Origin of the sequence: Amycolatopsis sp. NPDC048633, from assembly GCF_040650695.1 — a bacterium.
Taxonomy (GTDB): Bacteria; Actinomycetota; Actinomycetes; order Mycobacteriales; family Pseudonocardiaceae; genus Amycolatopsis.
Map to the genome: position 1 here is coordinate 1 of NZ_JBEZHS010000035.1, position 23,294 is coordinate 23,294.

The following is a 23,294-nucleotide window of genomic DNA, read 5'->3' on the forward strand; positions in this document are numbered from 1 at the left end:
ACCTCGGCGCCGGGTACGTCGCGAGCGGGCACGAGGTGACGCTCGTGGTGCCCGGCACGCGATACGCCACCTGAAGGTGCCCCTCACGGCACTAGGCGTGCTTCGCCGCAGCCGCGGCTTCCAGGCCCAGGAGCGTGATCGACTTCTCGCGCATCTCGACCTTGCGGACCTTGCCCGTCACCGTCATCGGGAACTCCTCGACGACGTGCACGTACCGCGGGATCTTGTAGCGCGCGAGCTTCCCGTCGCAGAACTCGCGCACCTTCTCCGCGGTCAACGCCGAAGCGCCTTCGCGCATCCGGACCCAGGCCATCAGCTCTTCACCGTACTTCTCGTCCGGGACGCCGATGACCTGCGCGTCGAGAATGTCCGGGTGCGTGTAGAGGAACTCCTCGATCTCCCGCGGGTAGAGGTTTTCCCCGCCGCGGATGACCATGTCCTTGATGCGGCCGGTGATGTTGAGGTAGCTGTCGGCGTCCATGATCGCCAGGTCGCCGGTGTGCATCCAGCGGGCCGCGTCGATCGCCTCCGCCGTCTTGTCCGCCTGCTCCCAGTACCCGAGCATCACCGAATACCCGCGCGTGCACAGCTCTCCCGGCTCGCCGCGCGGCACCGTCAGGCCCGTCTCCGGGTCGACGACCTTGACCTCCAGGTGCGGCCCGACCCGGCCGACCGTCGACACGCGACGCTCGACCGAGTCGTCCGCCCGGGTCTGCGTCGACACCGGTGACGTTTCGGTCATGCCGTAGCAGATCGACACCTCGGCCATCCCCATCCGGTCGATGACCTGCTTCATCACCTCGACCGGGCACGGCGAGCCCGCCATGATCCCGGTCCGCAGCGACGACAGGTCGAAGCTCGCGAAGTCCGGGTGGTTCAGCTCGGCGATGAACATCGTCGGCACGCCGTAGAGAGAGGTGCACTGCTCGGCGGCGACGGCTTCGAGGGTCGCCTTCGGGTCGAACGCCGGCGCCGGGATCACCATGCACGAGCCGTGGCTGGTGCACGCGAGGTTGCCCATCACCATGCCGAAGCAGTGGTAGAAGGGCACCGGGATGCACACTTTGTCGTGTTCGGTGTAGTTGCACAGTTCGCCGACGAAGTAGCCGTTGTTGAGGATGTTGTGGTGGCTGAGGGTGGCGCCTTTGGGGAAGCCGGTCGTGCCCGAGGTGTACTGGATGTTGATCGGGTCGTCGGCCGAGAGCTTGGTCCGCATTTCGGCCAGCACCGCCGGATCGCCCTGCCAGCCGGCGTCCATCAGCGCCTGCCAGCTCTCGGTGCCCAGGATGACGATGTGCTCCAGCCCGGCGCACTTCTCGCGCACCTCGTCGACCATCGCCGGGTAGTCGGAGGTCTTGAACTTGTCCGACGCGACCAGCAGCTTCACCCCGGCCTGGTTGAGCACGTACTCCAGCTCGTGCGACCGGTAGGCGGGGTTGATGTTGACCAGGATGGCGCCGATCTTCGCCGTCGCGTACTGCAGGAACGTCCACTCGGCCCGGTTCGGCGACCAGATCCCGACCCGGGCGCCCTTCCCGATGCCCTGCGCGACCAGACCCAGCGCCAGCGCGTTCACCTCGGCGGCCAGCTCCCGGTAGGTCCACCGGCGGCCGGCGGTCCGGTCGACCAGGGCGTCTCGATCACCGAAGACCGCCACCGTCCGATCGAAGTTGTCGCCGATGGTGTCCCCGAGCAGCGGAACCTCGGAGATCCCCGAGGCGTAGCTCGGCAGGGCGGGCGCGTCAGGCATGGGTGCCTCCCGTAGACGTCTTCGTCGGGCCAGGTGAGTCTAAGAACGGAACGCGCCGGTCGCGACTGCTCGGAGCCGTTTCGAGATCAGGGCGCTGGTAATGTCCGGACGGATTTCGAGGGGGCGTTCGATGGCCGGCCAGGGGTTTCGCGACGAGCTGACCGAGTTGCTGCAGGCTCGCTACCCGCTGCTGGTCGTCGAGACGCACGAGGAGCAGCGGGTGCTGCGGGAGATCCGCGCGGTGGCCGAAGACCAGAGCCGGCTGCGGACGCCGCGGCGGGTCTACGTCTGGTCGTCCACCACCGGACTCGCTCCCGCGGGCGGCCCACCGATCTCCGAGACCCGCGCCGCGTCCGCCGCGCTCGAGCGCGTCTACGGCTGGGGCGAGCCCGCCGTGTTCGTCTTCGTCGACCTGCACCCGCAGCTGGTTTCCGAAGGGGGGCACCGGCCGGACCCGGAGGTGGTGCGCAGGCTGCGGGAGCTCGCGGCCGCGTTCAAGACGCGGCCGGTGCCGCTGAGCCTGATCCTCGTGTCGCCGTCGCTGCCCGTGCCGCCGGAGCTGGAGCACGACGCCACCGTCGTCGACTTCCCGCTGCCCGACCAGCGCCAGATCGGCGAGCTGCTGGACGGCATGGTCGCCGCGCACCGGCAGAACGTCCGGATCAGCATCGACCGCGACGACCGGGACATGATCGTCGCCGCCGCGCGCGGGCTGACGCTGCCGGAGGCCGAGAACGCGTTCGCCAGGGCGCTCGTCGAAGGCGGCGGGCTCGACCCCAGCGACCTGGAGCTGATCCTCGCCGAGAAGCGCCAGGCCGTCCGCCGGTCCGGGATGCTCGACATCGTGCCGGCGGAAACGAGCTTCGACGCCGTGGGCGGCCTCGACCGGCTCAAGCGGTGGCTGACCAAGCGCACCGGCACCTGGACGCCCGCGGCGTCGGCGTACAACCTCGCGGCGCCGAAGGGCTTGCTGCTCACCGGCGTCCCCGGCTGCGGCAAAAGCCTGTCCGCGGTGTGCGTCGCGAATATGTGGCGCCTGCCGCTGCTGCGCCTGGACCTGAGCCGCGTCTTCGCCGGTCTGGTCGGCTCCAGCGAAAAGAACATCCGCACGGTCATCCGCACCGCGGAAGGCATCGCGCCGTGCGTGTTGTGGGTCGACGAGATCGAGAAGGGTCTCGCCGGCGCGGGCGGCGGTGGCGACGGCGGCACCGCGCGCCGCGTCTTCGGCACGTTCCTGTCGTGGATGCAGGAAAAGACCGCGCCGGTGTTCGTGATGGCGACCGCGAACCAGGTCGGCTCGCTGCCACCGGAATTCCTCCGCAAGGGCCGCTTCGACGAGATCTTCTTCGTCGACCTGCCCTCCGCGGCCGAGCGCACCGCGATCTGGCGGATCCACCTGCACCGGCGCGTCACCGACGACTTCGTGGCCAGTGAGCTGCGGATGGACGACGCGCTGTTCGCCGAGCTCGCCGACGTCAGCGCGGGCTACAGCGGCGCCGAGATCGAGCAGGCCGTGCTGGCCGGCCTGGTCGACGCGTTCGCCGAGAAGCGGCCGCTGCGCCGCGACGACCTGGTGCGGGCGGTGAAGTCGACCGTGCCGCTGTCGGTCACCCAGGCCGACGAAATCCTGGCCATCCGGAACTGGGCGGAGACCCGGGCCGTCGCAGCCACGGACACTTCCGACGACGTCGAGACTCCCGTCGCACCGCCGCTGCCGGAGTCCCCGAGGGGAAGGACGATCGACGTATGACGCACCGCGTGACCGTCACCATCGGCAAGGACGGCTCGATCAGCGCCGAGACGCACGGCGTGACCGGGTCCCAGTGCCTCGACTACATCCCGCTGCTGGAGGACCTGCTCGGCGCGGAGACCGTGACGTCGGAGTTCACCGAGGACTACCGGCGCACGTCGGCTTCCGAAGAGAACACGGCTTCGCAGCAGCAGTCGCAATGGAACTCCTGAACCTCCACCGGATCGTCGACGTCACCGCGGCCGAAGGCCCCGGCCTGCGGTGCGCGGTGTGGACGCAGGGCTGCTCGGTGCGCTGCCCCGGCTGCTTCAACCCGCAGACGTGGACGACCCGCGGCGGCACGCTCATGCCGTGGCAGGAGCTGGTTTCGCGCGTGGCCGGAATCCGCGGCATCGAGGGCGTCACGCTGCTGGGCGGCGAACCGTTCGACCAGCCTGCACCCTTGGGTGAGTTCGCTTCCGCCGTCCGTGAAGCGGGACTTTCGGTCATGACGTTCACCGGGCGCGTCCTGGAGGAGCTGCCGCCGTCGAAGTTGCTCGAGTCGACGGATCTGCTGGTGGACGGCCCTTTCCTGGCCGACCGGCCGGAGCCGTCACGGCCGTGGGTCGGGTCGGTGAACCAGCGGTTCCACTTTCTGACCGGCCGCTACGACGAGTCGATCTTCACCACCCCGAACCGCCTGGAACTGACGATCGCCCCGGACGGCGCGATCGAGCTGAACGGGTTCGCCACCACCGAAGTACTCGAAGCGCTGCTCGAAGGGGATCACCGATGAGTGTCACGCTCAAGCTGCGCAGCGAGGCGCTGGCCCAGCTCAACGCCGCCACGATCGCCGCGCCCACGCAGGCGCAGCCCGGCGTCGTCACCGTGCGGACCCGGATGCGGCACCGCGACCTGCTGGGCCGCGCGCTCACCGGGCTGCGCGCGCAGGTGACCGACGACGGCAACGCCGTCACCGCGGCGTGGGAGGGACGGCGGATCACGTTCGTCTACGGCCCCGAAGGCGTCCAGATGGCGCACGTCGACGGGCCTGGCCTCGCCGAGGCCGAAGCCCAGCGGCTGGTGCTGTCGGTCGACGAGGCGTACGCGGCCGAAGTGCAGCGCGCTGTGCTCGCCCGGCTGAAGGAACGGGCGGCTTCGAACGGGATGGTCGTCGAGTCCGAGCGCGTCAACGCCGACCAGTCGATCAGCGTCACGCTGGCCGCCACGTCGTGACCGAGGTCAGGGTCGGGCTGATCGAGTTCGGGAAGGCGCTCAACGACTCGGTCACCCTCCCCGGCCTCGGGGAGCTGCCCGGTGGGCAGGTGAGCATCGGGCGCGCGGTCCGCGGCGCCCGCGCCCGGCTGAAGCGCGCCGATCGCATCCTGGCGGACAACCTGCGCCTCGGGATCATGGTGCGGAAGAAGTTCTTCTCGAGCGACGTCGAGCCGGTGACCGATGCCGGGTTCCTCAAGGACGTCTTCGTCGCGGTGGGGCGGCGCGACCTCGGGAAGGGCGACGCGCTGGAGCTGTACACCGATGACACCGTCGGGCCTGACCTGAGCCGTCAGGAGGGGCTGGCGCAGGTGGTCGCGCCGGCTTACGACCAGCTGACCGGGTTCCACGTCCAGGTGCTGGTCCGGGAGGGTGTCCTGCGCTTCGGTTCGCTGGTGTCGCTATCGCGCGGCGGCCAGCCGATGCGGGTGCTCGGGCTGTTCGGTCCCGGGCCGGTGGAGGAACTGCCCGCCGGGCGGCCGGGCACGATGCTGCTCGGCTTCCAGTGCGACGTGCCGCCCATGGCGGGCGACGCGCTGACCGCGTTCCACGAGGCTCCGCACGACCACTTGGAGCGGCGTGACGGCGTCGCGGTGGTGCACGGGCTGAACGACCTGGGCAACGGTTCGGTGGTGGCGGCGGTCGAGGTCCCGGAGGGGCGGGGCTCGCTGTTCACGGTGGGCACGCGGGCGCGGGTGCTGCGGCCGGCGGGGACGACGTTCAACGAGCGGAGCACGGTCGTCGCGTCGGACCTGCGGATCCTGTCGCTGGCCCGGGGTGGGGTGGCGGTGCGGACGAACGGCGGGGTGCGGGCGTTCACGGTCGGGCTGGGGTTCCGGGACCTGCAGCAGAACGACGTGATCGAGGCCTACGTCCCGGCGGACGTGGTTCCGCTGGCGCCTCCACCGCCTGCTCCTGTTGCCTTGGTGGACGTCAATGCGGCTTCGGGGCCGGAGCTGGCGCGGCTGCTTTCGCCGGAGCAGGTGGCCAAGGCGCTGGAGCTGCGGCAGCGTCAGGGCGGGTTCCCGGACGTGGAGGCGTTCGGCGTCGCGATCGGGTTGCAGCCGCACGAAATCGTCCGCTTGCGCAAACGGGCGACGGCCGGCCGGGTGGCGTTGCGCGAGACGGGTGTGCGGCAGCTCGACATCTGAGCGCGGGGTGGCCGTTCCGCTACGCTCGGGGACGTGCCGGAGGAATTTTCACTGGGCTTGGCTGAGGTCGACACGGCGGTCCGGCGTACCGGTCTTCCGGCGAACTGGCACCCGTTCGAGATCCGCAGCCCCGGCCGCACCCTGGCGGAGAACGAACGCATCGCTTCGCTTTCTTGGGAGTCCATGCGATCACGGGGTCTGGCCGGGCCGGACAAACTGGACATCGAGGTGGAGCAGACGCTCCGGGCGTGGACCCAGCCGGACGTGCTGGTGATCGTCCGAGCGGCGGAGGAGGGCCGCCAGGTGTTCTACCGCGCGGTCATCGGCCACGGCCTGGGGGTGTTTTCGGAGCTGGTGGGCGAGGAGGTCCTGTTCGCCCAGGCCCGCCCGGACCGGCTGGCCGACCTGCTGGTCGGCATGCTCCCGGCGTACCGCCCGGTGCCGCTGGCGGAGCTGACGTTCACCGAGCCGGGCACCCGCCGCGACGCGGACGCGGCAACGGAGTTCTCATCGTGGCCCCTGCACCGCTACGGAACGTTCGAGCTGTCGGTCCGCACCGCGGACGTCTTGCGGCCGGCGGGAACGGTGACGTTCGTGGACAACGCGGGCGGCCGGTTCCTGATGTTCAGCGAGGCGTTACCGGGCGGCGAAACCCGGGTGACGTTCACCCCATCGGATGGTTCTCACCTGCGAACCTGGCTCCACGAGCGTGGCCGGAACCACTGACGCGGCCGGTTCGTCACTAGTACAGTGCGAAGGGACCACGCAGGGTGGTGCCGGACGACTGGGAGGGCGTCATGGGCGGATCGCAATTCGGCGCGCCGGGATCGTTCACACCCCCGGCCGGCGGGGACGCGGGGTCCAATTTTCTCTCCGGGCTGCTCACCGGTCCAGTGGACACCGCGGCCGCGGAGAAGGTCAGCACTGGCGGCAGCCACCTGAAGTCCCTCGCGGAAAACGGTCAGTTCGCGGTGAACGAAGAAGGGTTCCAGGCGTACATCAAAGCCTGCGACTTCTTCCTGGACGGGTTCACCACATTGATCGTCAATGTCAATACGCTGGCGAATCCGGCTCAGATGGGTGGCAGCGACTATGCCAAGGCTATCGCCAGCTTCAACGTGCAGGTCGCCAACGGCGACCCTGAGTCACTGATACCCAACCTCGAAAAGATGCGAGACGGTGTCGAGCAAGCGCGCGAGGCCATGGTGATCGCGCGCAAGAACTACCGCGAGACCGAAGATGCCCACAGCATGACGTTTGCCAAGTTGAACGAGGGGCTGCAGGGATAGTGATCGCACGACGCGTTCCAGTTGCGTTCACCGCCTTGACTCTGGGTTTCTGCCTCGCCGGCTGTACAAGCGCAGTCAGCGGCCAAGCGAATCCGAGTTCGCCGGGCCCCACCGCAAACAGCACGGCTGCTGATCCGAGCGACCCCTTCGCCGGGATGAGCCCGTGCACGATCCTCGACCAGGCTCTTGCCGGGCAAGATTTTCCTCAGGCAGTACCGAGCGTCGCATCTCCGGAACACAGCTGCCACTCCTTCAAGCCCACGTCCGGCGACACACCAGCCCTGGATCTTGGGCTGGTCCTTCAAGCCGGTGGAAACTACCGGAACAACGTGAACAACCCCGCGAAGGCCAGCGAGGGAAAGGTGAACGACCGCCCGGCGATCGAGGAGCAGGAACCTCTGCACGTCAAGGGCCAATGTTCCATCCGGTTCCAGGTACGGGATTCGCGAGCCCTGATGTCGCTCGCTTTCGGATCGGACACCGCCGCCGCCTGCAAGAAAATCGAAGAGCTTGCTCCGAAAGTCGAGCCTCTGCTGCCGAAGAACAACTGATACGGAGTCCAGCCATGAGTCAGCCGCACCGGGCGCAGCACCGCCAGTCCGAGGGTGACTACTACGCGGCCACCGAGCAGAAGCTTCAAGGCCAAGGCGCCGACGCACAGGGGATAACCCAGAAGGCGGCGTCGGACTATTCGGTTGCCCAGGGAAAGCTCCTGCAAGAAGGGCAGACTCTTCGGGGCGATGCTCCGGCGCCCGGGGAGAACTACGCGAACCAGCCACACGAAGTTCTGTACGACATGGTTCACAAGAACATGAACCTCGAGGACCTCAACGACCGCAGCCGGGTAACGAACGTCTACGGCAACTGGCTGGCCGACGCTTCCAACCAGTTCCGCGACGCCGCCACGGCGGCAGGCGGCTCTTGGCAGGGACCCGCCGCGGACCAGGCGAACGGCTTCTTCCAGAGCACCGCCGGGCATACCGAGCAAACCGGCAGTGCGATGCAGCTGGCGTCGAACCACTACTCCCAGCAGTCGGCCGCCGCGTCGTACGCCAAGAACAACATGCCCGAGCCCACCGGCTTCAATCAGCAAGCCGAGCTCGACAAAGCCAAACAGCAGTACAACTCCGGCAACCTCATCGGCATGAGCGGCACCATGGCCGGCATCCAGGCCAAGCAACAGCAGGCCGACGCCGCGCACCAGCAGGCCGTCCAGGTCCTCCAAGGTCTCGATGGCACCTACCACGAGACCGCCAGCTCCCAGCCCACCTACGTGCCGCCGCCGCAGCTGGGTGGGAACGACTCCACCTCCGTCTCCGGCTTCCACGGCACCAGCAGCACCTCCTTCACCGGCACCCCGACCATCGGCGGCGGGACCACCACCGGGCCCGGCGGGACGAGCGGGAGCTTCGTCCCCGGCGGCACCACCCCACCCGGGGTCACCCCGCCCGGCACCACGCCGCCGAACTTCGTCCAGCCCGGGGTCACCAGTGGTACCGGGAACTTCAGCGGCGGCAACACCGGCCTCCGCGGCGGCCCGGCCCCGAGCGCCTTCCCGCGGATGACCCCGGACGGCCTCGCCATGCCGGGGACGACCGGCGGAGCCGGCAGCTCGAGCGGGGACATCACCCGCGGCAAGTCCGGTGCCGGGCGCGCCGGGGCCGGGTTCGCCGGCTCCCGCGTCTCCGGTGGCGGCTACACCGGGGGCCCGAAGGAAACTCCGGGCGAAAGCGCCAAAACCGGCGGAAAAGCACCAGGTGAACGCCTCGAACGCGGAGCCACCGCCGCCGCGGCCGCGAAGGGCAAGGCCGGTGCTTCCGGGGCCCCAGGCGCCGCCGGGGCCGGCAAGAAGAAGGAAGACGACAAGGAGCACAAGAACAAGTACGCGGTCGACGAGGACGTCTTCGACCTCAAGCCCGAACGCGGCCCGGACGGCGAGAAGATCGTCAAGCCCACCATCGGGGAGTCGTAAGGGACAACCCCTGAATGTCCCTGAGAAAAGATCAACACGCCCAGGTCGCGGGCTACATTGGGGACATGCGCTTCTTCGTGGTCGACGCCTTCACCGACCAGGCCTTCGCTGGGAACTCAGCCGGGGTCGTCCTGCTGGACGAGCCCGCCGACCCCGCCTGGATGCAAGCCGTCGCGGCTGAGATGAAGCACGCCGAGACCGCCTTCGTCGTCACCACACAAGCCGGCCCGAAGTCACTCCGCTGGTTCACCCCCGCGGTCGAGGTCGCGCTCTGCGGCCACGCCACCGTCGCCGCCACGCACGTCCTCGGCGGCGAACAGACCTACACCACGAAAAGCGGAGAGCTGCGCGCCAGGGCCGACGACGGCTGGGTCGAGCTGGACTTCCCCTCCGACCCGCCGACCCCGACCGACGACGATCTGTCCGAAATCCTCCCCGATGTCGAGATCGAGTACACGGGCCGCGGCGTCGAGAACCTCTTCGCCGTCCTCGCCGACGCTGAAACGGTCAAAAACCTCGAACCCGACCTCGCGAAGCTCAAGACCACCTGGACCGGACGCCTGCTGGTCACCGCGAAAGGCGACGACTACGTCAGCCGCTTCTTCGCACCGGGCGTGGGCATCGACGAAGACCCGGTCACCGGCTCGGCGCACTGCATCCTGTCGCCCTACTGGTCCGAGAAGCTCCACAGCAAAGAACTGACCGGCCACCAGATCTCCGCCCGCGGCGGGATCGTCCGGACTCGCCAGGACGGCGACCGCGTCCACCTCGCCGGCCAGGCCGTCACCATCGTGAGTGGGGAGCTGCACGTCTGATGCGCACGCTGCTGAACATCATCTGGCTCGTCCTGTGCGGCTTCTGGATGGCCCTGGGCTACCTGGTCGCCGGCGTGATCTGCTGCGTCCTGATCGTCACCATCCCGTTCGGGCTGGCGTCCTTCCGGATCGCCCGCTACGCGCTCTGGCCGTTCGGCCGCACCGTGGTCGAACGCCGCGACGCGGGCGCGGCGTCCTTCCTCGGCAACGTCATCTGGTTCATCTTCGCCGGGCTCTGGCTGTCCATCGGGCACGTGTTCACCGGCATCGCGCTGTGCATCACGATCATCGGCATCCCGCTGGGCGTGGCGAACTTCAAGATGATCCCGGTGTCCCTGATGCCGCTCGGCAAGGAGATCGTCGAGATCGCCTAGGACTCCGGCTCGTACGGCAGCTCCACCACCAGGCACGGCCCGCCGACGAACAAGCCGCCGTCGACGCCGAGGGCCTTCCCGCCCGCGTACAGGAACGGCCCCTCGATCTGCGTCGGGTGGATCCCGAGCTGGTCGGCGATGACGCTGTGCCCGTGCACGATCCGGGACCCGCCCAGCGCGTCCATCAGCTTCTGCGCGTTCTCCTCGCCGTCCGGGCCGCGGAACGCGTAGCGCGTCGTCATGCGGCGCCACACGTCCCACCACGCCTCGATGTCCGAACCGGTCAGGATCTCCGCCGCCGCCTCGTTGATCTCCGGGACCGTCGACCCCCAGTCGAGGTACTCCAGCGTGTCGGAGTGCAGCAGCAGGTGATCGGCCGCCACGGCCGCCAGCGGGCGGGCCGCCAGCCATTCGATGTGCTCGGGCGTCAGCCGGTCCTGGTCCGCCAGGAGGCCACCGTTGATCTCCCAGCTGCGGGCGAAGCTGCGCGGGCCGAAGTCGGACGGCACCGGCTCGTCGCCGAAGTGGTACATCCCCAGTGCCAGGATCTCGTGGTTGCCCAGCAGCGTCTGCACCTGGCCGCCGGCCTCGGCGGCCTGCGCCTCCAGCCGCATGACCAGGTCGATCGCGCCGACGCCGTCCGGGCCGCGGTCGACGAAGTCGCCGAGGAACCACAGCTGGTCCTCTGCCCCCGACCAGTTGTCTTCGTCGTCGACCAGGCCTTCGGCGCGTAGTGCCTCGGCCAGTTCGTCACGGTGGCCGTGCACGTCGCCCACTACGTACGTGGACTTGCTCATCCGGTGACGATAAGCCCTCCGCGCACCCGGCCCACCGTCAGCCTTCGCCGAACGGGTCCGCGGTTCGCCCGATCAGGTCGGCGATCGAGTCCAGCACCAGGGTCGGCCGGTACGGATAGCGTTCGGCCGACTCCCGGGTGGAGATGCCGGTGAGCACCAGGATCGTCTGCAACCCGGCCTCGATGCCCGAGTGCACGTCGGTGTCCATCCGGTCGCCGATCATCAGCGTCGACTCCGAATGCGCACCCAATCGGCGCAACGCCGAGCGCATCATCAGCGGGTTCGGCTTGCCGACGTAGTACGGCGAGCGCCCGGTGGCCTTCTCGATCAGCGCCGCGACGGACCCGGTGGCGGGCATCGAGCCCTCGACGCTCGGGCCGGTCGCGTCCGGGTTGGTCGCGATGAACTTCGCGCCGCCCTCGATCAGCCGGATCGCGCGCGTGATCGCGCTGAAGCTGTACGTGCGGGTCTCGCCCAGCACGACGTAGTCGGGGTCACGCTCGGTCAGCACGTAGCCGACCTCGTGCAGCGCCGTCGTGAGGCCCGCTTCGCCGATGACGTACGCCGAGCCGTTCGGCCGCTGCGACGAGAGGAACTTCGCCGTCGCCAGCGCCGACGTCCAGATCGACTCCTCCGGGATGTCGAGCCCGGTGCGCTCCAGCCGGGCCCGCAGGTCGCGCGGGGTGTAGATCGAGTTGTTGGTCAGCACCAGGAAGTCGATGCCGTTCGACTTCAGCTCGGCGAGGAACTCGTCGGCCCCGGGGACGAGGTGCTCCTCCTTGACCAGGACGCCGTCCATGTCGGAGAGATACGTCCACCGGCGATCGTTCATGCGCGGAACCTATCACGCGCGCGAGGCACCTGCGTTCTTCGCGGAAAAGCGATACAGTGGGAATTGCGGGTATCGCGAGGGGAGTCGCATACCCGGCACACGAGGGGGTTCGGGGGAATTCTTCACAAGCGTCACCGACGGAAACGTCGTGGCGCAATTCGTCCTGCCCCCGCACAGCGAGGGGGAGAAACCGCATGACCGAAATCATCGAGCGTCCGGCCACGACCGGGCCCGTCACCGGGCCAGGCTGGGGGCTCACCAAGTTCCTCGACCCACTGCCGGTTCCACCGGTACTCCGGCCCCACAGCCGGGAAACGATCACCATTCCCATGGTGACCAAGAAGCAGCGGCTGCACTCGCAATTGCCGCCGACCACGTTGTGGACGTATGCGGGCCATTTCCCGGGTCCGACGATCGAAGTGCGCAGCGGCAAGCAGCTGCGGATTTCGTGGTCGAACGAAATCGACGGCGAGTTCCCGTTGGTCGCCGTTCAGGGCCCGGTGACGGACGCGCCGACCAGCCGCCCGGGCCGCGAGCTCGGCAAGCCCGGCTACTCGATCGTCGAGGGCGTCGCCGACCTGCCGGCGTGGACCGTCGTGCACCTCCACGGCGCGCGCACCAACGCGGGCAACGACGGCTGGGCGCACAACGCGGGCCTCAAGGGCACCTCGCAGCTGACCGAGTACCAGAACCGGCAGCCGGCGATGCCGCTCTGGTACCACGACCACGCCATGGCGATCACGCGCTTCAACGTCCACACTGGCCTGGCCGGGATGTACCTGATCCGCGACGACGAAGAGGATGCGCTCGACCTGCCCCACGGCGACCGCGAGCTGCCGCTGATCATCACCGACCGCAACCTCGACACCGACCCGGCCGGCGCGCTCACCGGGCAGCTGCTGTTCAAGTTCCCCTACGTCCCGGACGGCCCGATGATCCCGTTCTCGGGGCCGTTCAACCTGGTCAACGGCGTGATCTGGCCACACCTGGACGTCGACGCGAAGTGGTACCGCTTCCGGCTGCTCAACGCGGCCAACTCGCGGTTCTACACGCTCAACCTCGTCGACGAGAACAACAACCCGGTGAACGACGCCGTCCGCCTGATCGGCACCGACGGCGGCCTACTGCCCGCGCCCGCCCGCCTCCCGGCGAACGGCCTGACCGTCGCCCCCGCCGAGCGCTTCGACGTCCTGATCGACTTCAGCCGCTTCAAGGGCCAGAAGCTCAAGCTGCGCAACGCCGACCCGCGGCTGGGCGGGGTCGAGCCGGACCTCATGGAGTTCCGGGTCGACGGCCGCGCGAAGCACGACAACTTCACGCTGCCCGAGAAGGTCTCGACGTCCTACACACGGCTGGTGCACGGCTCGACGCTGCCGGAGGACCACGACCACGTCTGGATCGCGCTGCTGCTCAACGCCGAGGGCCACCCGGAGATGTGGGACCTCGAACAGGTCGACGCGGACCCGGGCGGCGAGGGGATCATCCAGCTCGACGACCCGAGCGGCGGGCTGAAGACGTTCCGGATGATCGGCCGGCTCTTCGACGACACGACCGGCATCTTCATCGACCACGACCGGTGGGCGGTGTGGAACATCGTGCACGTCGCGAACGGCGGCCCGGCGCACCCGGTCCACATCCACCTGACGGAGTTCCAGGCGCTGTTCCGGCGGAGCTTCACCACGACGTTCGACCAGGCCGCGGAGCGGACGACCGCGCCGATCAGCGGGTTCACCGACGTCCCGCTGGAGAAGTACGAGGAGGGCTGGAAGGACACGATCATCGTGAACCCCGGCCAGTGGGTGAGCGTCGCCGGGCAGTTCGGCGGTGGCACCGGCCAGTTCATGTACCACTGCCACATCCTCGACCACGAGGACGAAGGCATGATGCGGCCGTTCGTCGTGCACCCGCCCGAGGTGGCGAAGTTCCACGTCCACCCGGGCGGCGGCCACCACCACGACGGCTGAGGTCTAGGAGGCCGCGGCCGGGTGCACCGCCACGGTCGCGGCCTTCACCGAGAGCGTCACCGCCGAGCCGGGCTCCAGGGCGAGCTCGGCCACGGCGGCCGGGGTGAGGTCGGCGGTCAGGCCGTGCGCCCAGCCGTCGCCCTCGGCCCGGACCCGGATCACCGGCCCGTGCGGCTCCAGGGCCGCGACGACGGCGTCGGCGGTGTTGCGCGGGCTCCCGTGGTGCTCGCCGTCGTGCGGGTAGACGGCGACGGCGTTCGGCGGGAACACCGCCACCGCGGGCTCCCCCGCGACGACGTCCGCCGCCGGGATGCCGGCCACCACCTCGCCCGACGCCGTCCGCAAGCCGTCGTCGACCGCGGTGCCGGCGACGAGGTTGAGCCCGGCGATCCGCGCGGTGAACGCCGTCCGCGGTGCCGAAAGCACTTCGCGGGTCGGCCCGCGTTCGACGATCCGGCCGCCGTTCATCACCGCGACGTGGTCGGCGAGCGCGAGCGCGTCCAGCGGGTCGTGCGTGACGAGCACGGTCGTCGGCCCGGTCTTGAGCACGCGCCGCAGCAGGCCGCGGATCGCCGGTGCGGCGTCGACGTCGAGGGCGGCGAACGGCTCGTCGAGCAGCAGCAGGTCCGGCTCGGCGGCGAGCGCCCTGGCGATCGCGATGCGCTGGGCCTGGCCGCCGGACAGCTGCCCGGGCCGCCGGCCGGCGAGCGCGACGGCGTCCACTTCGGCCAGCCAGTAGAAGGCGCGCTCCCGCGCGGCGCGGCGGCCGGCGCCGGTCGAGCGCGGTGAGAACGCGACGTTGTCGGCCGCGGACAGGTGCGGGAAGAGCAGGGCGTCCTGGGAGAGCAGGCCGATCCCCCGGCGGTGCGGCGCCACGCCGGCCAGGGCGCGCCCGGCCACGGAGATCTCCGCCGACGTCGGCGTGATCAACCCCGAGAGGCAGCCCAGCACCGTCGACTTGCCCGAGCCGTTCGGGCCGAGCAGCGCCAGCACCGTCCCGGTCGGCACGTCGAGGTCCACGTCCAGCGAGAACGAGCCGCGGACGGCCTCGATCCGGGCGGTCAGGCTCACCGCAGGCCGCCTTCCCACGAGCGCGGGCGAGCCAGCGCGATGACGATGACCGCCACGACGATGAGCAGCAACGACAGCGCGACGGCGCTGTCGATGTCCACTTCGGCCTGCGTATAGACCTCGAGCGGCAGCGTGCGGGTGACGTCTTCGAGGCTGCCCGCGAAGGTGATCGTCGCGCCGAACTCGCCGAGCGCGCGGGCGAAGCTCAGGACGACGCCGGAGCCGAGCGCGGGCAGCAGCAGCGGCAGCGTGACGCGCCGGAAGACGGTCCACGGACGCGCACCGAGCGTCGCGGCGACCTGCTCGTAGCGGTCGCCGGCACCGCGCAGCGCGCCTTCGAGGCTGACCACGAGGAACGGCATCGCGACGAACGTCTGCGCGATCACCACCGCGGTCGTGGTGAACGGCACCGATTCCCCGGTCAGCGTGGTGATCAGCATGCCGAGGAAGCCCTTGCGCCCGAGGAGGTAGAGCAGTGCGAGACCGCCGACCACCGGCGGCAGCACCAGCGGCAGCAGCACGATGGAGCGCAGCAGCCGGACCCCGCGGAACCGGGCGCGCGCGAGCACGACGGCGAGCGGCACCCCGAGCAGCACACAGGCCAAAGTGGACAAAGCGGCCGTGATCAGCGACAGCCGCAGCGCGTGCCACGAAGACGGCGAGACGATCAGCGACGGCAGCCGTGTCAGGTCCGAGCGGACCAGCAGCCCGACGACCGGCAGCACGACGAGCGCCAGCGCCAGCGTGGCGGGGACGGCGAGCACCCACGGAACGCGCGAGCGGCCGGCCGGGACGGATCCCGGCCGGCCGCTCGCCGGACGCTTACTGCGCAGGGCCGAACCCGACCTTGCCGAGCTCGGTCTTGCCCTCGGTGCCGAGGACGAAGTCGTCGAACTCCTTGGCCAGCGCGGCCTGCCCGCCCTTGACCACGGCGATCGGGTAGTTGTTGATCGCGCCGCTCGCCTCGGGGAAGTCGACCTTGTCGACCTTGCCCGCGGCCGACGTGGCGTCGGTCACGTAGACCAGGCCCGCGTCGGCGTCACCGGACTGGACCTTGTTCAGCACCTGCTTGACGTCCTGCTCTTCGCTCTTCGGCTTGAGCGTGACGCCGGTGCTCTGCTCGACCTTCTTGGTGGCCGAACCGCACGGCACCTGCGGGGCGCAGACGACCACGGTCAGGCCGGGCTTGTTCAAATCGGCAAAAGTCTTGATGCCCTTGGGGTTGCCCGGCGCGACGGCGATGGCCAGCTTGTTCGTGGCGAACACCGTCGGCTGGCCGTCGATCACGCCACCCTGGACGGCCTTGTCCATGTTGGCCTGGTCGGCCGAGGCGAAGACGTCGGCCTTCGCGCCGTTGGTCAGCTGCTGGACCAGGCCGGACGAGCCCGCGAAGCTGAACTTCACGGTCACGCCGGGGTGCGAGGTCTCGAACGCCTTGCCGAGCGCGGTGAACGACTCGGTGAGGGACGCGGCGGCGAACACGGTGAGCGTGCCGGTACCGGCGTCGCCGCTGCCCTTCGGCGCGGGGGCGCTGGCCGACGCGCCGCCGGACTGCGTGCTGGGCTCGTCCGAGCTGCTGCACGCGCCCGCGAACAGGGCGACGGCCGCGACGGCGAGAGCAAGCTTCTTCATCGACTTCCTTCCGGTGTTTCCACCACGACAGTGGTCGCCTTGACCACCGCGACCGCGAGCACTCCGGGGCGCAGGCCCAGCTCGCGGACGGCTTCCGTACTCATCAGGGACACCACCCGGTGCGCCCCGCACTGCAGTTCCACCTGGGCCATCACCTTGTCGGCGATGACCTCGGTGACCAGCCCGACGAACCTGTTGCGGGCGGAGCGGCCGACGGTGGAGGGGTCTTCGGGGCCGGAGGCCTGGGCCCGGGCGAAACCCGCCAGCTGGGCGCCGTCGACGACCTTGCGGCCGGCGGCGTCGTCGGTCGCGGTCAGCTGCCCCGCGCGCACCCACCTCCGGACGGTGTCGTCACTGACGCCGAGCAGGCGCGCGGCCTCGGACAACCGAAATTGCGGCATGGCGAAGACATTATCTCCGCAGTTGAGGAAAAGCTACGCGGGGCGGGAATTGTGCAGGACTTCGGCGCGCAGCTGTTCGAGGATGACATTCTGATAACGCTCGATGGCTTTTCGCTCGACCGGGGAGAACTGCGCCAGCGTCTCCCGAAGGGTGTCGAAGGCCGACTGGAAGAGCGGCGCGAAGCGCTCTTCGGCCCCCGGCACGACCTCGACGAGGACCTTGCGGCGGTCTTCGGGATCGCGGACCCGGTGGACCAGACCGACCTTCTCCAGGCGGTCGATGACGCCCGTCACAGCGCCGGTCGACAGGCCCGTCAGCTCGGCGATCCGGCCGGCGGTCAACGGTCCGCCCGATCGGATGACCAGGTCGAACGTCTTGTGGTCGGTGCCCGACAGGCCCATCCGCTCGGCGATCCGGGCGTGCCGCAGGACGGTGAACGTGCTGCCTTGGCGGCCCAATTCCGCGAAGCGGAACAGCTCCTCTTCGGTGACCGGGTAGGTCTTTTCCGTCACAGGTCCTTCTCCCGGCACGATAGTTCGGCAACTGAACCACTCACTCCGCAAAGTATCCTAGCGAGCGGGTCAGTTCGCACGTTCCGGAGCTACGCTGTGCGTAATGACGGCAGTGGATCTCGGGTTTCCTCGCGTCCCCGGTACACGAGGGTCATCTCGCGTGCCCAGGCCCGAGAACCCCCAACTTATCGACACCTTCGGCCGGGTGGCCACCGATCTCCGGGTTTCCCTGACGGATCGGTGCAACCTGCGCTGCACCTACTGCATGCCCGCGGAGGGCCTCGACTGGATGCCGGGCGAACAGGTGCTGAGCGACGACGAGCTGGTCCGCCTCATGCGGATCGCCGTCGAGCAGCTCGGCGTCACCGACATCCGGCTCACCGGCGGCGAACCGCTGCTGCGGGCCGGGCTCGAGGACATCGTCGCGCGGGTCACGGCCCTGACGCCTCGGCCCCGGCTGTCCATGACCACCAACGGGATCGGGCTGGCTAAGCGCGCGGCCGGGCTCGCGGCGGCCGGACTGAACCGGATCAACGTCTCGCTCGACACCGTCGACCCCGAGAAGTTCGTCGAGATCACCCGGCGCGACCGGCTCTCGCACGTCGTGGCCGGGCTGGCCGCGGCGCGGGACGCCGGGATGACGCCGGTGAAGGTCAACGCCGTGCTGATCCGCGGGCTCAACGACGCCGAAGCCGTGCCGCTGCTGAAGTTCTGCCTCGCCGAGGGCTACCACCTGCGGTTCATCGAGCAGATGCCGCTGGACGCCCAGCACGGCTGGAACCGCGGCGAGATGATCACCGCGGCCGAGATCCTGGAGGTGCTGGGGGCGGAGTTCACGCTGTCGCCGTTCCCGGTCGCCCGGGGTGGCGCGCCGGCCGAGCGCTGGCTGGTCGACGGCGGGCCCGGTGACGTCGGCGTGATCGCGTCGGTGACCAGGCCGTTCTGCGCGGCGTGCGAGCGGACGCGGCTGACCGCGGACGGCGCGGTGCGCTCCTGCCTCTTCAGCAACGACGAGACGGATCTGCGCTCCCTCGCGCGCGCGGGTGCGCGTGATGAAGAGATTGCGGACGCCTGGCGCGCGACGATGTGGGGCAAGCTCGCGGGACACGAGATCAACGACGCCGGGTTCGCGCAGCCGATCCGGCCGATGAGCGCGATCGGCGGCTGAGATGTCGACTCTGACCATCGTGGTGCGGTACTTCGCTTCGGCGCGGGCCGCGGCGGGTGAAGAAGAGGAGAAGGTGCAGCTGGCCGCCGGCGCGTCGGTCGGCGACGCCGTGGCCGAGCTGCGCCGGCTCCACCCCGCGGACCTGCCGCGGGTCCTGGACGCCGCCAGCTACCTGCTCGACGGCTTCGCGGTGCGAGACCTCACCCGCCCGCTGCAGGACGGCGCGGAGCTGGACGTCCTCCCGCCCTTCGCCGGCGGCTGACACCCCGGGGGCCCGTGTCGCCCCTCCAATCACACGTGATGCCCCCTCAATCACGGGTGATACCCCTTCAATCACGCCCGAAGCCCGCCTGATCACGCGCGAGGCCCCTCCGATCACGCCCGATGCGCGGCTGATCATGTCCCGCCGGCCGTGCCGTCCGCCCAGGTACGCGAGCCGACCCTCCGGGTACGCGAGCCGACTGCCTGGGTACGCGAGTTCGTCCTCTCTATATAGAGGCCGACCGTTCGAGTACGGCCGCCGACCGCTCGGCGACGTCGTTCCGGGCCCTCGGCGTGGCGCGTCACCGGATCCGGGTGTTCGCGAGAAGCTGATCGCGTCCTCACCGCCACGCCATCCGGTGACGTGTTTCGCCTGGTCCGTCGCGGTGTGTTGGCCCACCTGGGCGTCGGCACCGGCCGGAGTCGCTCCAGGTGTGACTTCAAACCCCACGAAGAGGTGGGACTGCTGTGACTCAAGGGGCACATGAGGCACAGTTGTCAAGTCTGGCGTCCTCTCGCGAGTGGTCATAAGATGCGCGCTTCAATCGCTGCCACGACGTCGCGAATGGGCCATTCGCTGCGCAAAACACGTGATGCAAGCCTCACGATCCGTGTTTTATCTCGACTAGGAAACGACCAGGTAACGGCCCGCCGACCTGCGCAAACACCCACATCGATGCGGGTTGCGTGCTGTTACTGTGACGTAGGTCACGGCCCGAATAATTTCCGATCACGGCTCTCGTTACGTACCGTCGCTTTTCGGTTGGCCCCGACCAACCAGCACGACCGGGAATCCGTAGCGCCTAGCCCTGTCCGACGGATCCCCGGACCCATACCCCGAGCGAAAGCATTTCCGGACAGGGACGAGGGGACGACGAAGACGCGCCGTGCGTCGGACTCGTCTGCCGGCCTGAGACGGCCGGCGCCAGGACCCCGATCCTGACCCTCAGCACAGGCTCGTAGGCGCAGGGAGCGAGATACACTCAGATGTCTTACCGAGGCAAGCACCGCAAGATGTCCGCTGCTACCCGCACCGTCGCTCGCGTCGCCATCGCGGGCATTGCGGTCGGCGCGCCCCTCGCTATCGCCGCGACCCCCGCGTCGGCGACCAACTGGGACGCCGTCGCGCAGTGTGAGAGCAGCGGCAACTGGAACACCAACACCGGCAACGGCTACTACGGCGGCCTGCAGTTCTCGCAGAGCACGTGGAAGGCCTACGGCGGCACCGGCAGCGCGGCCAACGCTTCGCGCGAGCAGCAGATTGCCGTCGCCGAGCGCGTCCTGCAGGGTCAGGGCATCGGCGCGTGGCCGGTCTGTGGCAAGAAGGGCGGCGGTTCGTCGGCCCCGAAGGCCACCCACAAGACCACCACCAAGCAGTCGACGCCGACCAAGAAGACCACGACCGCCCCGAAGAAGGCGGCCGCGGCCCCGGCGGCGACCGGTGTGGCCAGCTCCAACCCGTCCGGTGACTACACCGTCGTGGCTGGTGACTCGCTGTCCAAGATCGCCAAGCAGTTCAACGTCGATGGCGGCTACAAGAAGCTGCAGGACCTGAACGCGAAGTACATCCCGAACGCGGACCTGATCCTCGTCGGGCAGAAGATCGCCACCAAGTGACGATCGCGCAGTGATGCGTAGGTCCGGCCTCGAGCCGTGACACCACGAGCCCTCCACCGCCAATCCCCCGGGCGGTGGAGGGCTTGTGCGTACCCGGCGTGCGGCTGACGTCACGCCGCGCTGGATGCGGGCCGGCTGCGAGTTGAACCCGCACGGCCCTCCCGCGGGCGAACTGGCGTGCCACTGGCCCGGCTATGCGCCCAAGCTGTCGCGCGTACGCCCTCGGCGCCGCCGCGTTCAGCCCCGTCGCGTGAATTGCCCGTTGTGAGCCGTTCTGCGGCCCCAGCATGCGCGAGGCGCCCTCCGCGGCCGCCAGCACGGCCCTGAGCGCGTCCGCGGGCTTGTCCGACCCTCCCCTGGCCCTCAGAGCGTGCGGATCCTCTCCGCCTCTCTCAGCTGCATCTGCTCGCCCCGGCGTAGCACCTCGGCCACCAGCGCCAGCTGCTCCGCCGAGTAGTCCTCCAGGATGGCCCGCCCCGCGCGCCCGATCGGCGCGTAGATCTCCTCCAGCAGCTTCGCCGCCTTCGGGGTCAGCTCCACCACTGCCCGGCGGCGATCCTCCGTCGCCGTCCGGCGGGTCAGGTGCCCCGCGCGCGTCAGCCGCTGGATCGCCGTTGTCGTCGCTGCCGGGCTCAGGTGCACCTGCGTCGCCAGCTGACCTGCCGTCAGCGTTCCCGCCGCCGCGATCAGGCCGATGATCCGCAGGTCCGTCCGGTTCACCCCGAACGCGGACGCCGCTGCTTCGTCCACGACGTCGTTCGCCGCGCCGGAGGCCGCCGCTGCCTGGGTTGACCCTTCCAGCCTGCCTCGCTGGCTCCGCCCCGCCAACCGGTTCGTCCGCCTGCCGACCCGGCTGGGGCTGCGCCTCGGCACCATCCACGTCCCCGGCCGCCGGTCGGGCGCGCCGAGGCCCACGCCGGTCTCGCCGCTGACCGTCGACGGTCGTCGCTACGTCATCGCCGGCGTTCCCCAGGGCGATTGGGCGCGCAACGTCCGGGCTGCTGGCCGGGGCGAGCTCGCGCACGGACGCCGGAAGCAGGCCGTGACGCTCGAAGAGGTCACCGATCCGGACGTCCGCGCGAGGGTCATGCGCGCTTTTCCACGCGAGGTCCCGCACGGGGTGCCGATGTTCGTCCGGCTGGGTCTGGTGACCTCAGCCGACGCGGACGAGTTCGCCGCGGCCGCCGAGCGCGTCGCCGTCTTCGGTGATTACGGCGAGTTGACCCACTCGTCCGTGCCGTCGGTGAAGTGCTGGTGCTTCCAGACCGGCAGCCGCGCCTTCACCTCGTCCACCAGGTCCGAGCACGCCGAGAACGCCTGGCCACGGTGCTCGGCCGCCACCGCGCAGGCCAGCGCCACGTCGCCGATCGTCAGGTGACCGACGCGGTGGCTCACCGCCACAGCCCGGACGCCGGCCCAGCGCGTCGCCAGTTCCGCGACCACGTCCGCGATCACCTGGCTCGCGCTCGGGTGGCCCTCGTACGTCAGGTCGCGCACGCCCTTGCCGCCGTCGTGGTCGCGGACCACCCCGGCGAACGTCACCACCGCGCCCGCCGCGTCGTCCTCGACCAGGCGGGCGTGCTCCTCGACCGACAGCAGGTCCTCGGTCACCAGCGCCCGCACGACCCGCACCGAGGGCGCGGCGGCGGCGGGACGCGGGTGGTCGCCGCCGGCCAGCTGGTCGACCGCGTGGTCCAGGATGCCGTCGAGCACGCCGAGGCCGTCCTTCACGCCGCCGCTGGAGCCCGGGAGGTTCACGACCAGGGTCCGCCCCGCGACGCCCGCGACCCCGCGCGAGAGCACCGCCGTCGGCACCTTCGGCAGCCCGGCCGCACGGATCGCGTCCGCGACGCCCGGCAGCTCGTGGTCCAGGAGCGCGCGCGTGACGTCCGGGGTGCGGTCGGTCGGCGAGATGCCGGTGCCACCGGTGGTGAGTACGACGGCGACGCCCTCGGCCAGCGCGGCCCGCAGCGCGGCACCCACCGGATCGCCGTCCTCGACGACGACCGGCGCCGGCACGTCGTACCCGCGCCCGGCCAGCCAGTCGACGATGACCGGGCCCGTCTTGTCCTCGTAGACGCCCTTCGCGGCGCGGTTGGACGCCACGATCACGCGTGCGGTGCGCTTCACGGCCGCTCCCAGGTCCCGGTCTTGCCGCCGTCCTTGCGGAGCAGGCGGACGTCGTCCAGCGTCGCCGCCGGGTCGACGGCTTTGATCATGTCGTGCAGCGTGAGCCCGGCCACCGCGACCGCCGTCAGCGCTTCCATCTCGACGCCGGTGACGTCGGTGGTCTTCGCGGTGGCGCGGATCCCGACCTCGGCGTCGCCGAGGGTGAACTCGACCTTGACCCCGGACAGCGCGATCTGGTGGCACAGCGGGATCAGCTCGGGCACCCGCTTGGCGCCCATGATCCCGGCGATGCGGGCGGTGGCGAGGGCGTCGCCCTTGGGGAGGCCGTCGGTGGCCAGCAGCCGGAGCACCTCGGCGGTGGTCCGCACGGTGCCGGCCGCGAGCGCGGTGCGCGCGGTGGCGGTCTTGCCGGAGACGTCGACCATCCGGGCGGCGCCGGTCTCGTCGACGTGGCTGAGTTCACTCACAAGCCGAGGCTACTTCCGGGGACGACGACGGGTGTCGCCGCCATCGTGTGGGGTTGATCGCCGTCACCGATGACGGAGCCGGCGCG

26 protein-coding genes and 2 pseudogenes are annotated in these 23,294 nt (G+C 70.0%); 17 read left to right on the forward strand and 11 right to left on the reverse strand.

The window, feature by feature from the left end; all coding sequences use genetic code 11:
* A pseudogene (locus AB0C38_RS39845) lies at positions 1-132 on the forward strand (alpha-(1-2)-phosphatidylinositol mannosyltransferase); the annotation flags it as partial.
* Here AB0C38_RS39845 and AB0C38_RS39850 read toward each other — a convergent pair.
* Positions 92-1,750, reverse strand: coding sequence for an AMP-binding protein (locus AB0C38_RS39850; protein WP_360683236.1), 1,659 nt, complete (start codon positions 1,748-1,750; stop codon positions 92-94). The pseudogene AB0C38_RS39845 and the gene AB0C38_RS39850 sit on opposite strands and share 41 nt — an antisense overlap.
* 130 nt (positions 1,751-1,880) lie before the next feature.
* Here AB0C38_RS39850 and AB0C38_RS39855 point away from each other — a divergent pair, with 130 nt between their 5' ends.
* From AB0C38_RS39855 to AB0C38_RS39905, 11 genes are all read left to right on the forward strand, one after another.
* Entirely contained in the window at positions 1,881-3,500 is a 1,620-nt protein-coding gene (locus tag AB0C38_RS39855) for an AAA family ATPase (protein WP_360683238.1), read from the forward strand.
* Positions 3,497-3,712 (forward strand): DUF2997 domain-containing protein, encoded by a 216-nt coding sequence (locus AB0C38_RS39860; RefSeq protein ID WP_360683240.1) that lies wholly within the window; start codon positions 3,497-3,499, stop codon positions 3,710-3,712. Before AB0C38_RS39855 ends, AB0C38_RS39860 begins: the two co-directional genes overlap by 4 nt.
* Positions 3,700-4,275 carry a 4Fe-4S single cluster domain-containing protein gene (locus tag AB0C38_RS39865; RefSeq protein WP_360683242.1) on the forward strand — a complete coding sequence of 192 codons (576 nt, stop codon included), beginning with the start codon at positions 3,700-3,702 and terminating at the stop codon, positions 4,273-4,275. Before AB0C38_RS39860 ends, AB0C38_RS39865 begins: the two co-directional genes overlap by 13 nt.
* Positions 4,272-4,715 (forward strand): hypothetical protein, encoded by a 444-nt coding sequence (locus AB0C38_RS39870; protein WP_360683244.1) that lies wholly within the window; start codon positions 4,272-4,274, stop codon positions 4,713-4,715. Before AB0C38_RS39865 ends, AB0C38_RS39870 begins: the two co-directional genes overlap by 4 nt.
* Positions 4,712-5,905 (forward strand): hypothetical protein, encoded by a 1,194-nt coding sequence (locus AB0C38_RS39875; RefSeq protein ID WP_360683246.1) that lies wholly within the window; start codon positions 4,712-4,714, stop codon positions 5,903-5,905. The genes AB0C38_RS39870 and AB0C38_RS39875 overlap by 4 nt, the downstream gene beginning before the upstream one ends.
* Positions 5,906-5,938: 33 nt before the next feature.
* Complete coding sequence (locus AB0C38_RS39880; RefSeq protein ID WP_360683248.1) at positions 5,939-6,631, forward strand: ESX secretion-associated protein EspG; 693 nt, start codon at positions 5,939-5,941, stop codon at positions 6,629-6,631.
* 44 nt (positions 6,632-6,675) lie between these two features.
* A complete protein-coding gene (locus AB0C38_RS39885) occupies positions 6,676-7,194 on the forward strand; it encodes a hypothetical protein (protein WP_360683250.1) in 519 nt (172 codons plus the stop codon).
* On the forward strand, positions 7,194-7,745 hold the full coding sequence (locus AB0C38_RS39890) for a DUF3558 family protein (RefSeq protein WP_360683252.1): 552 nt from the start codon (positions 7,194-7,196) through the stop codon (positions 7,743-7,745). Before AB0C38_RS39885 ends, AB0C38_RS39890 begins: the two co-directional genes overlap by 1 nt.
* A 14-nt stretch (positions 7,746-7,759) precedes the next feature.
* Entirely contained in the window at positions 7,760-9,166 is a 1,407-nt protein-coding gene (locus AB0C38_RS39895; RefSeq protein ID WP_360683254.1) for a hypothetical protein, read from the forward strand.
* 65 nt (positions 9,167-9,231) lie between these two features.
* Complete coding sequence (locus AB0C38_RS39900) at positions 9,232-9,981, forward strand: PhzF family phenazine biosynthesis protein (protein WP_360683256.1); 750 nt, start codon at positions 9,232-9,234, stop codon at positions 9,979-9,981.
* The gene (locus AB0C38_RS39905) at positions 9,981-10,355 is read left to right on the forward strand and encodes a YccF domain-containing protein (RefSeq protein ID WP_360683258.1); all 375 of its coding nucleotides are present in this window, start codon (positions 9,981-9,983) and stop codon (positions 10,353-10,355) included. The genes AB0C38_RS39900 and AB0C38_RS39905 overlap by 1 nt, the downstream gene beginning before the upstream one ends.
* Here the strand turns inward: AB0C38_RS39905 and AB0C38_RS39910 are convergent.
* Both AB0C38_RS39910 and AB0C38_RS39915 read right to left on the reverse strand, forming a co-directional pair.
* Positions 10,352-11,152 (reverse strand): metallophosphoesterase, encoded by an 801-nt coding sequence (locus AB0C38_RS39910; protein WP_360683261.1) that lies wholly within the window; start codon positions 11,150-11,152, stop codon positions 10,352-10,354. The two genes, AB0C38_RS39905 and AB0C38_RS39910, sit on opposite strands and share 4 nt — an antisense overlap.
* A 37-nt stretch (positions 11,153-11,189) precedes the next feature.
* Positions 11,190-11,984, reverse strand: a complete 795-nt coding sequence (locus AB0C38_RS39915; RefSeq protein ID WP_360683263.1) for an HAD-IIA family hydrolase — start codon at positions 11,982-11,984, stop codon at positions 11,190-11,192.
* Between the two features lie 194 nt (positions 11,985-12,178).
* Here AB0C38_RS39915 and AB0C38_RS39920 point away from each other — a divergent pair, with 194 nt between their 5' ends.
* Positions 12,179-13,948: a multicopper oxidase domain-containing protein gene (locus AB0C38_RS39920; protein WP_360683265.1), complete on the forward strand. Its 1,770-nt coding sequence runs from the start codon at positions 12,179-12,181 to the stop codon at positions 13,946-13,948.
* Positions 13,949-13,951: 3 nt separating this feature from the next.
* Here AB0C38_RS39920 and AB0C38_RS39925 read toward each other — a convergent pair whose 3' ends face one another.
* From AB0C38_RS39925 to AB0C38_RS39945, 5 genes are read right to left on the reverse strand one after another with little or no spacing between them, the layout of a single operon-like run.
* Positions 13,952-15,019 (reverse strand): ABC transporter ATP-binding protein, encoded by a 1,068-nt coding sequence (locus AB0C38_RS39925; protein WP_360683267.1) that lies wholly within the window; start codon positions 15,017-15,019, stop codon positions 13,952-13,954.
* On the reverse strand, positions 15,016-15,783 hold the full coding sequence (locus AB0C38_RS39930) for an ABC transporter permease (protein ID WP_360683269.1): 768 nt from the start codon (positions 15,781-15,783) through the stop codon (positions 15,016-15,018). The genes AB0C38_RS39925 and AB0C38_RS39930 overlap by 4 nt, the downstream gene beginning before the upstream one ends.
* 58 nt (positions 15,784-15,841) lie before the next feature.
* Positions 15,842-16,651, reverse strand: coding sequence for a molybdate ABC transporter substrate-binding protein (gene modA, locus AB0C38_RS39935; RefSeq protein WP_360683271.1), 810 nt, complete (start codon positions 16,649-16,651; stop codon positions 15,842-15,844).
* Positions 16,648-17,052 carry a helix-turn-helix transcriptional regulator gene (locus AB0C38_RS39940; protein ID WP_086675206.1) on the reverse strand — a complete coding sequence of 135 codons (405 nt, stop codon included), beginning with the start codon at positions 17,050-17,052 and terminating at the stop codon, positions 16,648-16,650. The genes modA and AB0C38_RS39940 overlap by 4 nt, the downstream gene beginning before the upstream one ends.
* A 33-nt stretch (positions 17,053-17,085) precedes the next feature.
* A complete protein-coding gene (locus AB0C38_RS39945; protein WP_360683273.1) occupies positions 17,086-17,565 on the reverse strand; it encodes a MarR family transcriptional regulator in 480 nt (159 codons plus the stop codon).
* A 160-nt stretch (positions 17,566-17,725) separates the two neighbouring features.
* Here AB0C38_RS39945 and moaA point away from each other — a divergent pair, with 160 nt between their 5' ends.
* The 3 genes from moaA to AB0C38_RS39960 all read left to right on the forward strand — a co-directional run bounded on the left by moaA (position 17,726) and on the right by AB0C38_RS39960 (position 20,611).
* Positions 17,726-18,733, forward strand: a complete 1,008-nt coding sequence (gene moaA, locus AB0C38_RS39950; RefSeq protein WP_360683276.1) for a GTP 3',8-cyclase MoaA — start codon at positions 17,726-17,728, stop codon at positions 18,731-18,733.
* Between the two features lies 1 nt (position 18,734).
* Positions 18,735-18,995 carry a MoaD/ThiS family protein gene (locus AB0C38_RS39955; RefSeq protein WP_360683278.1) on the forward strand — a complete coding sequence of 87 codons (261 nt, stop codon included), beginning with the start codon at positions 18,735-18,737 and terminating at the stop codon, positions 18,993-18,995.
* Between the two features lie 986 nt (positions 18,996-19,981).
* Entirely contained in the window at positions 19,982-20,611 is a 630-nt protein-coding gene (locus tag AB0C38_RS39960) for a transglycosylase family protein (RefSeq protein ID WP_360683280.1), read from the forward strand.
* A 363-nt stretch (positions 20,612-20,974) separates the two neighbouring features.
* Here the strand turns inward: AB0C38_RS39960 and AB0C38_RS39965 are convergent, their stop codons facing one another.
* Positions 20,975-21,361 (reverse strand): MarR family transcriptional regulator, encoded by a 387-nt coding sequence (locus AB0C38_RS39965; protein WP_360683282.1) that lies wholly within the window; start codon positions 21,359-21,361, stop codon positions 20,975-20,977.
* On the opposite strand from AB0C38_RS39965, the pseudogene AB0C38_RS39970 reads away from it, so the two are divergent.
* Positions 21,306-21,698, forward strand: a pseudogene (locus AB0C38_RS39970) (nitroreductase/quinone reductase family protein); the annotation flags it as partial. The gene AB0C38_RS39965 and the pseudogene AB0C38_RS39970 overlap by 56 nt on opposite strands.
* 122 nt (positions 21,699-21,820) lie before the next feature.
* Here AB0C38_RS39970 and AB0C38_RS39975 read toward each other — a convergent pair.
* Together AB0C38_RS39975 and moaC are read right to left on the reverse strand one after the other, a co-directional pair.
* On the reverse strand, positions 21,821-22,741 hold the full coding sequence (locus AB0C38_RS39975) for a molybdenum cofactor biosynthesis protein MoaE (RefSeq protein WP_360683284.1): 921 nt from the start codon (positions 22,739-22,741) through the stop codon (positions 21,821-21,823).
* Positions 22,738-23,208, reverse strand: a complete 471-nt coding sequence (gene moaC, locus AB0C38_RS39980) for a cyclic pyranopterin monophosphate synthase MoaC (RefSeq protein ID WP_155540659.1) — start codon at positions 23,206-23,208, stop codon at positions 22,738-22,740. Before moaC ends, AB0C38_RS39975 begins: the two co-directional genes overlap by 4 nt.
* Between the last annotated feature and the right edge of the window lie 86 nt (positions 23,209-23,294).